Source organism: Saccharicrinis sp. GN24d3 (genome assembly GCF_052400645.1).
Lineage (GTDB): Bacteria > Bacteroidota > Bacteroidia > Bacteroidales > Marinilabiliaceae > Saccharicrinis.
Window position 1 is genome coordinate 288,869 of sequence record NZ_JBQTGI010000004.1, and the last position, 14,311, is coordinate 303,179.

A 14,311-nucleotide genomic window follows, 5' to 3' on the forward strand; every position below is an offset into this window, starting at 1 on the left:
CTTTTAACCAATGGCACAGCAATTTGGACAAACGTGGTGGGGAGAACACTTCCTAAAAGCACTTACAGATATTGACTATTCAAACAGATTACCCAGAGGTAGAAGTTATGCTCGTAATGGATATGTAGCATCCATTAATACAGTAAATAACAACATTGAAGCTAAAGTTAAAGGAAGCCGTCGAACACCCTACTCGGTTCAGGTTACAGTACCAATGTTTTCCGATACCGAGAAGAAAAAGTTAATACAAGCCATTAGTAAAGACCCTTTGTTGCTCTCTAATTTACTTAACCGGAAATTGCCACATGAATTAAACGAAATAGCAAAAACACATAATATAGCTGTATTCCCCAATAAGTGGTCTGATTTCAACATGCAATGCTCATGCCCCGATTGGGCTGTCCCCTGCAAACATTTAGCATCGGTTATTTATATGATTTCGGCCGAAATTGACAGAAACCCCTTCCTTATTTTTCAGCTACATGGTTTAGACATATTAAATGAGTTAACCAAAACCGGAATGACCCTTGAAAGTGAAATGGATATTCCGGTTTTTCAACAAATGATTCAGGATAATCCATCGGAAAACCTTAACGTAGCAGAAGTAAATGATGTACACTTTGATTTGTCAAAAGTAACACCTCAAACAGAAAATCTTTTGTCGTTGCTTGAAGCGAAAAGTATTTTTTACGATAAACCTTTTGTACCCTTGCTCAGGAAAAACTACAAAGCTCTTGCCCGTCATGCCAAATCCTTATTGGATAAAGAGGTTGTGGAGTTCGAGCCAAAAGTTTTTGAAAGCATTGAAAAGGGGGAGTTATTTGTTAATCACGATTGCTCTTTCCAAAAAATAAGCTTCAATTCCGATAAAGGAGATTTGGTTTTTAATGCAGCTGACGATGGAATAGATTCCTTGATTAACTTCCTGGCAAGATTGCCGAAAAAATATGAACAACGATTATCACCGGGTTTAAAAACCTTGTACAGAGCCTGGCATTTAAGCGTTAAACTTGCCGAATGTGGAGCTTATTTGCCTCAAATATTAGCAATAAAAAAAGACACGTATGTAATAAGATGGATTCCGGCTATAATAAACGAAGAAGTTAATGCTTTACTTGAAGCACTTGAACAAAGTATTTCTCCGACATTGGTTAAAGTGTCGGTTAGTGCAAAAAAGCAAAAATACTTATCGTTTCGAGAACAATCCATTACCATCGTGTCACTTTTCTTAAGTCACTATATAAAAGAGAATAGTTCCGTTCAAGCAAGAGCAACGCAGTATTTAGAAACAAAAATTGAACAATTATTCTTCAGGAATGAATGCTATACTTTTAATCAGCTTGGTGAAAAACAAATACCAGAAGCCATACATCAATATTTGCAACGTTTTTACATTAGCGAAAAGCCATACGTACCACTTATTAAAATTGATGATAATCCAGATGAAAACAACTTTGAATTTCAACTTTGGGTTGAAAACCGTAAGGATTCAATTCAGGAACCAATATCACTTGCTGATTTCATTAAAGATAAAACATACAATAAATTTAAGACATCATTATTTCAAGCACTGGCAAGTTTATCGCATGATTTTACTGCAATAAATCCATTAATATCATCCTCGGGTAAAGAACAGCTATTCTTTGATTCAGATACTTTTGCCGAAGTTTTACTAAACATCTTGCCTGTAGTAAAATTGTTGGGCATCCGTATTTTATTGCCTAACTCACTTAAGAGCCTGGCTCGCCCTAAAGCATCTTTAAAATTAGAAAGCAACAATTCAAACTCGTCCGGCAAAAGTTATCTTAACCTTAACGAAATGCTGCAATTTGAATGGCAAATAGCTATTGGCGACAAAACCATTCCGGTAAGTGAATTTAAAAAGTTGGTTGACGGCACATCGGGTGTGGTAAATATTAAGGGAGAATATGTGCTAATTGACCAAAAAGAAGTGGCAACCTTGCTCGCTAATCTTGACGAAGATAAGCAGCTCTCTCATGCGGAATTGCTCCAGTCTGCTTTGACTGAGGAGTATCAGGAAGCAAAAATATCGCTTTCAGATACTGCAAGACAATTGATAAATGAATTATTACAAAGCGACAGAATTGCAACTCCTGCCGAATTGAATGCAACATTGCGTCCATACCAGGAACGTGGATACCAATGGCTATACAACAATAGTAAGGTAGGCTTTGGAAGCATTATTGCTGATGATATGGGACTTGGAAAAACATTGCAAGTCATTAGTTTATTACTGCAATTCAAAAAAGAAGGTCGCTTAAATAAGAAGAAAGCATTGGTTGTTGTTCCTACAACATTGATTACTAACTGGCAGAAGGAGATTGAACGATTTGCACCGCAATTGTTACCTCATATATATCATGGTGCAAAACGAGAATTTAAAACCGATGAATGCGATTTGGTAATTACTTCCTATGGAATGTTGCGTAGCGATGCATCTAAATTTCAAAAGATTAAGTGGGAAGTATTGGCAATTGACGAAGCACAAAACATAAAGAATCCGGGAACGGAACAAACAAAAGCAGTTAAAAAATTAAAAGCCGATGTTAAAATCGCTATGAGTGGAACTCCTGTTGAAAACAGGTTAAGTGAATATTGGAGTTTGTTTGATTTCGTTAATAAGGGCTACCTGGGTTCAGCAAAGTATTTCAAGAAAGCTTTTGCCTCACCTATCGAGAATGACAATAATGAGGAACAACTGGAAAGGTTTAGAAAAATAACAGAACCTTTCATTCTTAGAAGGTTAAAAACCGATAAATTAATCATATCGGATTTACCCGAAAAAATTGAGCATGATTGTTTTGTGGAACTTGCAAAAGAACAAACAGCACTTTATCAAAATGTAGTCGATTCGATGATGAAAACGCTTGAAAATGCAGAAGAAGACTCCATCGAAAGAAAAGGGCTGGTGCTTAAAATGATGACAGCATTAAAACAGGTATGTAATCACCCGTCACAATTCTTAAAGAAAGAAGATGACCGTATAGAATTATCAGGAAAAACGGAGATGTTGATTCAGTTGCTTCGTTCCATTTACGAGAATGATGAAAAAGTACTGATATTTACCCAATACAAAGAAATGGGGGCAATTCTTGTACGTATATTAGAAGATGTTTTTGATAGTAAACCTTTGTTCCTGCATGGTGGTATCTCTCGTCAGAAAAGAGATGCTTTGGTTGAAGATTTTCAGACTAAAAAGCATAAAAAAATCTTCATTCTATCCATAAAAGCCGGTGGTACAGGATTAAATTTAACCGCAGCTAATCATGTTATCCATTACGATTTGTGGTGGAATCCAGCTGTTGAAGCACAAGCTACCGACAGGGCTTTTCGTATTGGTCAACAAAAAAATGTATTGGTACATCGCATGATTTCCAAGGGAACTTTTGAAGAAAAGATTAACGAAATGCTCCTGGATAAAAAACACCTGGCTGATTTAACCGTTTCAGCAGGTGAGAAATGGATTGGAGACTTGTCTAACACAGAGCTTAAAAACCTTGTTAGCATGAATGATTAAGGCTGAGTGCCTGAGTGTTTGTAAGGAATGGCTTTGTCGCAAATATCCACCAAATTTGCGACATTAATTTCACAAATTTATTCTATATATGTGAAATTTCAAGACCGATAATTATTATTTACAACTCTGATTATAAGAACATAAAAGCCAAATATTGAAACGTAAAGGTTGTTTGTAGTTTAGTAACCGGGATTTCAAATTACAATTAAGCATTACAACTACGATATTGTCGCAAATATTTACTAAATTTGCGACATAAAAATACATCATAGATGCTTGAAACAACTGAAATACATATAATTGAAAAAATAAAAAAAGCCAAGAGGGGTTCGGTGTTTTTTGTGGATGATTTTTTACGCTTTGGTTCGTCGAAAGCAGTAGGGAAAGCTTTGGAGCGACTTGTTATGAGAGATGAAATATCCAGAGTAGCCAGAGGTATGTATGCACGCTTAAAGAAACATGAAATGTTTGGGGAGATTCAGCCAACTGTTGAAGAAATAGCAAAAGCAATAGCTAAAAGAGATAAAGCTCGCATTGTTCCTACCGGAGTTTTAGCATTAAATGCCCTTGGTTTATCAACTCAAGTACCATTAAAAATTGTTTATCTGACAGATGGTTCTGCCCGGATTATTAAAATTGGGCAACGAACGATAAAATTCAAGAAAACTTCTCCTAAAAACCTTGCTACGATTGGAGCTATTAGTAGCCTAGTCATACAAGCACTTAAAGAAATAGGAAAAGATAATGCAACTGATGATGAAATAAAGATTGTACTAAAACAATTAGAAAAAGAAGAGCAGCATCGTTTAGAACACGATATAAAACTAGCCCCGGAGTGGATACGAATTATTATGAGAAAAGCCTTAAAAAAAGAAGATTATGAATAGATGGCATAGTGTTCCGGATGCAGACAAACAGGTAGCATACAATCAGATTTGGGAAAAGACCAACCTTCCTGCATTTGCAGTTGAAAAAGATTGGTGGGTTGTTCAAACACTTTCCATTTTATTTGAGTTGGAAATTGGAGAACACTTGGTATTTAAAGGGGGTACTTCACTTAGCAAGTCATGGGCAATAATAGAGAGATTTAGTGAGGATATTGACTTAGCCGTTAACCGTACTTTCTTTGGTTTTGAAGGCGAATTAGGTAAAAAACAAAGGACTAATCTCCGTAAAACAGCTAATTCATATATTATAGAGAAACTATACCCAGAACTACAGGAAGCTTTTAAAGCAAAAGGATTAACAGGTGTCCGTATTGAGCCGGAAGAAATAGTTACAAGTGACCAAGACCCTGTTATTATAAGTGTGTATTATCCCAATGTGATAGTAACACCAGGTTATATTCAGCCCAGGGTTCAAATAGAAATTGGTTGTCGCTCTTTAAGAGAGCCTTTTGAGGATAACTCAATTATTTCTTTGGTTGATGAATCCTATCCAGAGGCAGTGTTTGCTCAAAGGCCAGTACAAATACCTTCTGTTCTACCTGAGCGTACGTTTCTGGAAAAAATGTTTTTGTTGCATGAGGAATTTCAACGTCCGAAAGAAAAAATAAGGGTTGACAGATTAAGTAGGCATTTGTACGATATTCATCAAATATCAAAAACAGAGCATATGGACAAAGCTCTTGAAAACAAAGAACTTTACGAAACAATTGTAAAACACAGACATAGTTTTACTAAATTAGGTGGTGTGGATTATAATTTACACCAACCCCAAACAATTGATTTTATTCCTCCGGAAGAATTGCTTCCTGCATGGGAAGCAGATTATAAAATCATGCGAGAGCAAATGATACATGGAGATTCTCCTGAATTTTCAGAGCTTATAAGTTCATTGCAAGGACTTAATGAAAAGATTAATTCGCTTTCGTGGAAAATGAATGTTAGATTCTAATAAATGGATGAAATCTTTATCAAACTATATTAAAGAAAGAAAACAGCGGAATGGTTTGCTGTATCTATTCATAATGTTGATACTGAAATTAATAATAACCGCAGATAATAAATGCAAACCACATTTGGAGTTATTGCCCTTATTTAAAGCATTTTCACTTACAAATAACAAAAAATAACTACATCCAGCCAAAAACAAACAAAACAACCATTAACAAGCCAATCTACACACTTCAAGTTACATAGGTTTACAGCATAATTCTTAAAATAATTATGCAAAAACCAGATTCACATACTATTCAAGAAGCTACTCAGAGGGCAAAACAACGCCTTTCTATAGGGGAACTGCAAAGAAGAAATAAATACAAGGATATTACAGAACAGGATTACAATGACCTTTTTGATTGCGCTGAAACCTTTTCTTTATTGATTCTTGAGTCCTTATCAAAGGAAGAAGTTGTAGAGCAAGAGCTATAGGGTTATGTAAAATCCAGGGAATCAGTATATTTGTAGAGAGTAAGTCTAAAAACGAAGTTTATGAGCAATTTATCCCTTTTTCAACAATTTGCACCGAAAGTCCCTAAAAAATTCAAGGAAGGTAATAATGCCGTGATTTATACAAGAGTATCGTCGGCAGACCAAGAGGATAATACAAGTCTTAGTTCTCAAAAAAAATATTGTGAAAATTTTGCAGGAAAAAGAGGGCTAAATATTGTCGGTTATTTTGGTGGAACGTACGAATCTGCTAAAACCGATGACCGAAAAGAATTTAACCGTATGCTCACCTTTTTAAAACGCTCAAAAAGCATCAATTACGTTATCGTATATTCTTATGAACGCTTCTCTCGTTCTGGCATCAATGGAGCTTCCATTGCCAATGATTTGCTTAAAAAGCATGGTATTATAACATTAGCTGTAACTCAGGAACTTGACCCAACAACTCCTTCAGGTGCATTTCAGCAAAATATAATGTTTCTTTTCGGTCAGATGGACAATGAGTTGAGACGAGATAAAGTGGTAACCGGAATGAAAGAACTGTTAATGAAAGGTCATTGGGTTTGGGCTGCTCCAAGAGGTTATACTGACCTTAATAAAGGAAAAGCAACTGAGCGTAATTTAGTAGTGAATGCTGAAGGTAAAATATTAAAGAAGGCTTTTGAATGGAAAGCATATAAACAAACTCCTAACGCAGAAATATCGCGAAAATTAAAAACATTGGGCGTTGATATTTCTGAAAAAAGATTACACAACCTATTTACAAATCCGTTTTACTGTGGTTTAATTACAAGCAAAATGCTACCGGGTGAGGTTATTGAGGGGCGGCATGAACCCTTGGTAACTCGTGATTTGTTTTTACAAGTAAATAATATTCGCCAGGAAAATAGGGTTCATGGCTTTGTACATGACAAAGACAACGAGAACTTACCATTAAAGGTATTTACCAAGTGTGAGAAATGTGGAACACCAATGACAGGATATTTAGTAAAGAAAAAAGGCATATACTATTACAAATGCAGAACGAAAGGTTGCAGAGTGAATAAAAGTGCCAAATCATTGCATCAGATGTTTCAGAATTTAGTTTCTGCTTTTCATATCGACAAAGATGAGCAAGAAGTAATCAAGGTAGTACTATCAGAACAGATGAATGTGTTTTTCAAATCGAAAAGTGAAGATTCTAAAAAGCTTAAAGCACAAAGAAGTGAGGTACTAAAGAAACTGGATGCAATCGAAGAAAGATTTGTTATTGGAGAAATAGACCGTTCCTTATATGATAAGTTTAAGCCGAAATTCGAGAAAGAAATTGTCGAAATTGAGCAAGAATTAAATGCAACAGGGAATTATAGTTCGAACCTCAATAATGCACTGAAATTTGTCACCAAAATAAGTTCTAATTTGCTGAATATGTGGGAATCACTAAGTATTGACAGTAAGAAAGTATTCCAAAACTTGCTATTCCCCGAAGGAATTTACTACAATCACGAAAACAACCAAGTTCGAACCCCACGTGTAAATTCTTTTTTCTCTCTAATCCCTGAGCTGGCAAGGTACACAGAAGGGCATAAAAAAAGGGATTTCATCAAAACTGACAAAATCCCCGCTCTGGTGACCCCTACGGGATTCGAACCCATATCGCTGGAACCGGAATCCAGTATTCTATCCGTTGAACTAAGGGGCCCAATATAGTTAATCATATATGATATGAAAACCATACGTATTCCAACAAAGTCGTGCAAATTTATAAAAAGTTTTCAATTATCAAGATAATACTGAAGTTATAGCATGCATTTAGATTTGACAGTGCAATTTTATTTTGTCTTTTACCAGGATGATATATTAGAGGTACATAATGAGCAATTAAAACAATATAAAAGAAGGTGTTGCCGACACGAGGCATAGCAACGATCGGGTCGGTTGAAGCAACTCAGTGAAACGCCATGTTTTCCAGTAGTTGAATTGCGCAACAGTGTTTCTAATGCATATGGCGGGTTTATCATTCTATTGATGTAAGGTTGCGATAGGTTACATTCAAATATTTAAGTCCATCAATCCTTGATCCATTTCATTTTTTTTGCATTCCTCCCTAATATTCGTTAAATTTTAGCTAGCCCAAAATCTTCAGGATCATATATAGCGAATCACAACTGTATTCCTTTGTATATAAAACATTACTTAAAGCATTTTTGCCATGAAACAAATGGAAGATTATTTACCTATTGTAGGGGAAAAAGAGGTATATGAGATTTATCAATTGGCCTCCAGGCTATACGAGAAACACTTGTTACATGTTAATTCTACTTTTATTGGTGGCGGGGTGGCAGAAATCCTTAATAACCTTGTCCCCTTATCGAATGACATTGGATTGGATACAGGGTGGCGCGTTTTACATGGTAATCTTGAATTCTACAATATCACAAAAAAAATGCATAATGGCTTACAAGGTTCCATGGATATTTTGCACGAGGAGGACAAACGCAATTATTTAAATGTGAATTCAAACTTTGCCACATACACTCATTTTGACCATGACTGCATAGTTATCCATGACCCCCAACCGCTTTCATTAATCAAGTATATAAAAAAAAGTCAACCATGGATCTGGCGATGCCATATTGACATTACACATCCGAATCCTGAGTACTGGGAATTTATTAAACCATTTATTCTTCGTTATGATGTAATGATTGTTTCCGCCGAAAAATACAAAAAAAAGGATATCCCGGTAGAACAACGAATAATCCATCCGGCCATTGATCCGCTGGCACCTAAAAACATAGAATTATCCGAGCTACGCTGCAAAAAAATACTGAAAGATGCCGGCATACCTACTGACAAACCCATTATTTCACAGGTTTCAAGGATGGATAAATGGAAAGACCCCGAAGGTGTACTGAATATATTTGAATTAGTAAAAAAACGCATTGACTGTAGATTGCTATACATGTATAACTTGGCTACCGATGATCCGGAAGGTGTAGATATCTTTAACCGAATCAAACATTCGGTTAAAAACTTACCTTTTAAAGATGATATATTGTTCGTATTAGGAAACAATGACTACCTTGTAAATGCAGTTCAGAGGTACTCTGATGTTGTCATACAAAAATCCTTGCGGGAAGGTTTTTGTTTGTGTGTAACGGAAGCCATGTGGAAAGGTACTCCTGTTGTGGCATCAAACGTTGGCGGTATTCCCGTTCAAATAGACGATGGGGAAAATGGTTTTCTCTTTGATCCAAATGATTGCCAAGGCTTTGCGGATTGTATCATAGAGCTGATGCAAAACAAAAAACTCAGCGAAATGATTGGGAAAAGTGCCCGGGATAATATTAAACGTAAATTTTTATTACCTCGTTTGTTGAAAGACTATCTGATTCTGATGCACGATGTATTAAAATAATCCTGAAATTTCCATTTTACGGAATACTGTTGCTTTCTTTACTTAATTCCAGTCACTTAACAAGGTTACTGTTTCAATTGCAGTATTATTTGTGTAACGGTTATGTGTAAGCAAACAAGCATTATATTTTTTCGTTAGTGTCCGACAATAAAACGCTCCTAATAACCTAAAGCTCGTTTGTCTCAAGCCGACGGGCTTTTCATTATTAGTTCACCTCAGTTTTTTATATCTCAACGGTGGTTATGATTTCAGCTACGCTACAATAGCCTTAGCTGCCAACGAAATACAAATTGCACTGCCATTTGCGGCGCCGCAGACATGAAAAAGCTAAAAATCAGTGCTCTTTGCTACAAGGAAGGAATCTGCCTACCGGCCAGGCAGGCTCACTGCGTTCAAACAGCTCTTACTTTTATTGATTTTTGCTCCGTTCGATAATACCTAAACAAGCATAATATTACACTCACTTATCGCAAAAAATCTTTCTTAACGCTTCGATTACTGATTTTTTAACGCTTTTGCATGAAGGTGGATTAATTACCCAGACAGCATGCTTACTCGTTTAAACCCAATATACATTAGATAATCTATTACACATTGAAATTGTTTCAAAACAAGACACTCCGCTGCTTCACTTCAACTCACCATAACGATGAAAACCTAGTAAGATTGCACTTTCAATGTTCACGACGAAGTTCTAATGCATAATCCGGGTTAAATCTCTTGCTATTCTGATCAATACGATAGACGAAATAATACTTAGTAGGTCAGTAAGGATATTTTTTGTAAAAGATTTTTTCTAGCCAACAAGACTTTACCTCTTAATTGATTATTGCAGCTTAATTCCAATCTCAACTACTATTTTGTAAAAGATTTCTTAATTTCGCAATCTCGTTTATTGAGCTTATCAAAATTTGAAAAAGTACTAAATACATACAGGTATAAAATGGATTACAATTTTAAAGCCATTGAAGAAAAATGGCAGAAACAATGGGTAAGTGACAAGACCTACAAAGTGGAAATTGATAAAGACCGTCCTAAATTTTATGTTTTGGACATGTTTCCTTACCCTTCGGGAGCCGGATTACACGTTGGTCACCCGCTGGGTTATATTGCTTCTGACATTTACAGTCGTTTTAAAAGACTGAATGGTTTTAACGTGTTGCACCCTATGGGCTACGATGCCTATGGTTTGCCTGCCGAGCAATACGCCATACAAACCGGTCAGCACCCGGCTATCACTACGGAGAAAAACTTAAACCGATATCGTGAGCAGTTGGATAAAATTGGTTTTTGCTACGATTGGGACCGGGAAATTAAAACTTGCGATCCGGATTACTACCATTGGACGCAATGGGCGTTTATCCAAATGTTCAACAGTTATTACTGTAACCAGGCCAAAAAAGCAGCTCCAATATCAGAATTGATAGAAGCCTTTAATGCTGTTGGTACGGAAGGTTTGGATTTGGCGTGCACAGAAAAATTGGTATTCACGGCGGCTGAATGGAAATCTAAAACGGACAAAGAACAACAAGAAATATTGTTGAACTACCGATTGGCCTACTTAGCCGACACCATGGTTAATTGGTGTCCTGCTTTAGGTACGGTTTTGGCCAACGACGAAGTGAAGGAAGGAATCTCGGTACGAGGTGGCCACCAGGTTGAACAAAAGGTGATGCGCCAATGGCTGTTACGCGTATCCGCTTATTCCGAAAGGTTATTGGATGGATTAAACCATGTGGACTGGACAGACTCATTAAAAGAGATCCAACGTAATTGGATTGGCAAGAGCGAAGGTGCCGAAATGAAATTTAAGGTAAAAGATTCCGATGTAGAAATGGATATCTTTACCACACGGGCTGATACTGTATTTGGAGTTACGTTTATGGTATTAGCCCCGGAAAGCGAATTAGTAGATCAGCTTACCACACCTGAGCAAAGAGCTGAAGTGGATGCTTACATATCAGAAACCCAAAAAAGAACCGAACGCGAACGCCAGGCTGAAGTTAAAAAGGTAACCGGGGTATTCTCGGGCTCCTACGCCATCAACCCATTATCGGGCGAAGAAATTCCTGTTTGGATTGGCGACTATGTATTGGCCGGATACGGCACAGGTGCAATAATGGCTGTCCCCGCGCACGATTCTCGCGACTTTGCTTTTGCTAAACACTTCCATCTGCCCATTTTACAGGTAGTTGTTCCTGAAGGAGAAGAAGCTACCGATCCAGCAACATGGGAAGATTCTATAGATTCCAAAGCCGGAACCATGGTTAATTCGGGTTTCTTAAATGAACTAAGTGTACCTGAAGCCATTGCAAAAACAAAAGAATACATCAGGGAACAACAAGTAGGTGATGTACAGACCAACTATCGACTGCGCGATGCTATTTTCAGTCGTCAACGCTATTGGGGCGAGCCATTCCCGGTTTATTATAAAGATGACATGCCACAAATGGTCAGTGAATCCGACTTGCCCCTGGAATTACCCGAAATAGATAAATTCCTGCCTACAGAAAAAGGCGAACCACCATTGGCACGTGCCAAAAACTGGGTTTATAAAAACACGTATCCGCTGGAAGTAAATACTATGCCCGGCTTTGCAGGATCATCGGCCTATTACCTGCGATACATGGATCCTAAAAATGACAAGGCATTAGTTGGTACAGAAGCCAACGAATATTGGCAAGATGTAGATTTATATATTGGGGGTACCGAGCATGCAACCGGACACTTAATTTACTCTCGTTTCTGGAACAAGTTTTTATACGACATGGGGCATGTTGTCAAAGATGAGCCCTATAAAAAATTGATTAACCAGGGAATGATTCAAGGCCGTTCGAACTTTGTTTATAGAATCAACGGAACCAACAAATTTGTCTCCCTTAATAAAAAAGGCGAATACAAAACAACTGCTATCCACGTTGATGTAAACATTGTTAGTAACGATGTGTTAGATATTGAGAAATTCAAAAGCTGGAATCCGGAATATAAAGATGCAGAATTTATATTGGAAGATGGAAAATACATTTGTGGTTGGGCAGTAGAAAAAATGTCAAAATCCATGTTTAACGTGGTTAACCCGGATGATATTATTGCAGAGTACGGAGCAGACACATTGCGCTTGTACGAAATGTTCCTGGGGCCGCTGGAACAAAGCAAGCCATGGGACACAAATGGTATAGACGGTGTTCACAAGTTCTTGCGTAAAACATGGCGCTTATTCTTTAATGCTGACCACAAGTTGGAAGTCTCCGATGAAAAAGCAACAAAAGATGAGCTCAAGGTTCTTCACAAAACCATTAAGAAGATTAGCGACGATATTGAGAAATTCTCGTTTAATACCTGCGTAAGTGCCTTTATGATTTGCGTTAACGAATTAGGTACCTTAAAGTGTAATAAACGTGAAATATTAGAACCACTGACCGTTTTACTTGCTCCCTTTGCACCGCACATGAGTGAAGAGTTATGGGAAAAACTAGGGAAAACAGAAACGGTATGCGATGCACAATGGCCGCTATTTGAACCGGCTCATTTGGTGGAGTCCACTTTCAGCTATCCCGTTTCGTTTAACGGCAAAATGCGCTTTAAACTTGACATGCCGGCAGATGCAGCCAATGATGTAATTGAGGATGCCGTCAAAAAGCACGAGAGCGCTCAAAAATGGCTGGAAGGAAAAACAGTGAAAAAAATGATTATTGTTCCCAGGAAAATAATCAATGTGGTAGTAGGCTAATATTTTAAATCAAACTTGTATGAAAGGTCGGCTCATTCAGCCGGCCTTTCATCGTATTATGGGGTTGCCTTACGCCTGCAATATGCCTTAGAAAATTCCCGTTTTACAAAGTTGGCACGTATTACATTTTAAATTGTTCCAAACAAATTCTGCAACTTCTAAAATAGCTGAATACCGGAGAGTGTCATTACCAATGACCATGCCTATTGACAGATGATTGGTTTTCGAAAATCAAATCTAATAACTGAGAAAAATCATAATAAATTTGTTGAAAAACATGACAATAGTTTCATTTTCTTATAACAACCTTTACTTTACTTTGCCGAAAGTTTATTAAGCATTTAAACACAGACCAAAAGTCTGATAATTATCAAATTTTCAGCAATGTCACGACAAACAGTTATCAGGGAAGTGAAGTCATATTTCATGTTGACTTTTTCTCTTTGTATTGCATCTTTGGGATGGTCCGCTTTTATTATCCCTGCCGGGATTGTCGGAGGGGGAATCACCGGATTAGCCAGTACTTTCCATTTCTTATGGGGGTGGGATGTGGGATTGGTTTCTATCTCCATCAATACTATCCTTGTGCTTCTGGCCTTAAGGCTTCTCGGCTTTTCATTTGGAATTAAGAGCATATATTGCATTGTCTTGTTCGGCGTACTGCTTTCGGTTTTAACCCGTCATTTTAAGGCTCCGCTTACCGAAGACACCTTTATGGCAACGCTTATTGGCTCATCTCTTGCCGGAACCGGTGGTGGTTTAGTTTTCATTAATGGGGGGAGCACAGGCGGAACGGACATTATTGCCATGATTATTAATAAATACAAGAATATCAGCTTGGGCAGATTGTTGTTGCTGTGCGATGTATTTATCATTTTTACCGGATACTTTGTCTTTCATAATATTGAAATTGTGATGTACGGCTTTATCACCATGGCCATTTTTGGCTATGCGGTGGATATGGTTATTACAGGTAACAAACAAACCGTCCAGCTATTTATTATCAGTGAAAAATATAAGGAAATCTCAGAAAACATCATTTCAAGAACTGAAAAAGGATGTACCATATTGGATGGCGTAGGTGCGTATACTGGAGATCAAAAGAAAATATTGATGGTAATATCCAAGAAAAGAACTTCAACTATTTTATTTAGAATAATCAAAGAAATAGATTCGGATGCGTTTGTAACCATGGGTACTGTTTCCGGCGCATACGGAAGAGGGTTCGATCAGATAAGAGCGTAATTTAGTGC

Annotated in this window: 7 protein-coding genes, 1 tRNA gene and 1 pseudogene; 8 read left to right on the forward strand and 1 reads right to left on the reverse strand. The window is 37.2% G+C overall.

Translation table 11 applies throughout. The annotated features are described in order from the left end of the window. The first annotated feature begins 10 nt into the window (after positions 1 to 10). From ACT29I_RS07230 to ACT29I_RS07250, 5 genes and pseudogenes are all read left to right on the forward strand, one after another. Positions 11 to 3,538, forward strand: coding sequence for an SNF2-related protein (locus tag ACT29I_RS07230; RefSeq protein WP_444793083.1), 3,528 nt, complete (start codon positions 11 to 13; stop codon positions 3,536 to 3,538). Positions 3,539 to 3,810: 272 nt separating this feature from the next. Next, positions 3,811 to 4,425, forward strand: coding sequence for a DUF6088 family protein (locus ACT29I_RS07235; RefSeq protein ID WP_444793084.1), 615 nt, complete (start codon positions 3,811 to 3,813; stop codon positions 4,423 to 4,425). Then, on the forward strand, positions 4,418 to 5,434 hold the full coding sequence (locus ACT29I_RS07240) for a nucleotidyl transferase AbiEii/AbiGii toxin family protein (RefSeq protein WP_444793085.1): 1,017 nt from the start codon (positions 4,418 to 4,420) through the stop codon (positions 5,432 to 5,434). Before ACT29I_RS07235 ends, ACT29I_RS07240 begins: the two co-directional genes overlap by 8 nt. A gap of 272 nt (positions 5,435 to 5,706) precedes the next feature. Further along, complete coding sequence (locus tag ACT29I_RS07245; protein WP_444793086.1) at positions 5,707 to 5,910, forward strand: hypothetical protein; 204 nt, start codon at positions 5,707 to 5,709, stop codon at positions 5,908 to 5,910. 60 nt (positions 5,911 to 5,970) lie between these two features. Next, positions 5,971 to 6,804: pseudogene (locus tag ACT29I_RS07250) on the forward strand (recombinase family protein); the annotation flags it as partial. A 730-nt stretch (positions 6,805 to 7,534) separates the two neighbouring features. On the opposite strand, the gene ACT29I_RS07255 reads toward ACT29I_RS07250, so the two are convergent. After that, positions 7,535 to 7,609, reverse strand: a tRNA-Arg gene (locus ACT29I_RS07255). A gap of 510 nt (positions 7,610 to 8,119) precedes the next feature. On the opposite strand from ACT29I_RS07255, the gene ACT29I_RS07260 reads away from it, so the two are divergent. The 3 genes from ACT29I_RS07260 (at position 8,120) to ACT29I_RS07270 (ending at position 14,303) form a co-directional block, all read left to right on the forward strand. Further along, positions 8,120 to 9,328: a glycosyltransferase gene (locus tag ACT29I_RS07260; RefSeq protein ID WP_444793087.1), complete on the forward strand. Its 1,209-nt coding sequence runs from the start codon at positions 8,120 to 8,122 to the stop codon at positions 9,326 to 9,328. A gap of 943 nt (positions 9,329 to 10,271) precedes the next feature. Further along, positions 10,272 to 13,058, forward strand: coding sequence for a leucine--tRNA ligase (leuS, locus tag ACT29I_RS07265; RefSeq protein WP_444793088.1), 2,787 nt, complete (start codon positions 10,272 to 10,274; stop codon positions 13,056 to 13,058). Positions 13,059 to 13,442: 384 nt separating this feature from the next. Then, entirely contained in the window at positions 13,443 to 14,303 is an 861-nt protein-coding gene (locus ACT29I_RS07270) for a YitT family protein (protein ID WP_430934863.1), read from the forward strand. Positions 14,304 to 14,311: the final 8 nt, after the last annotated feature.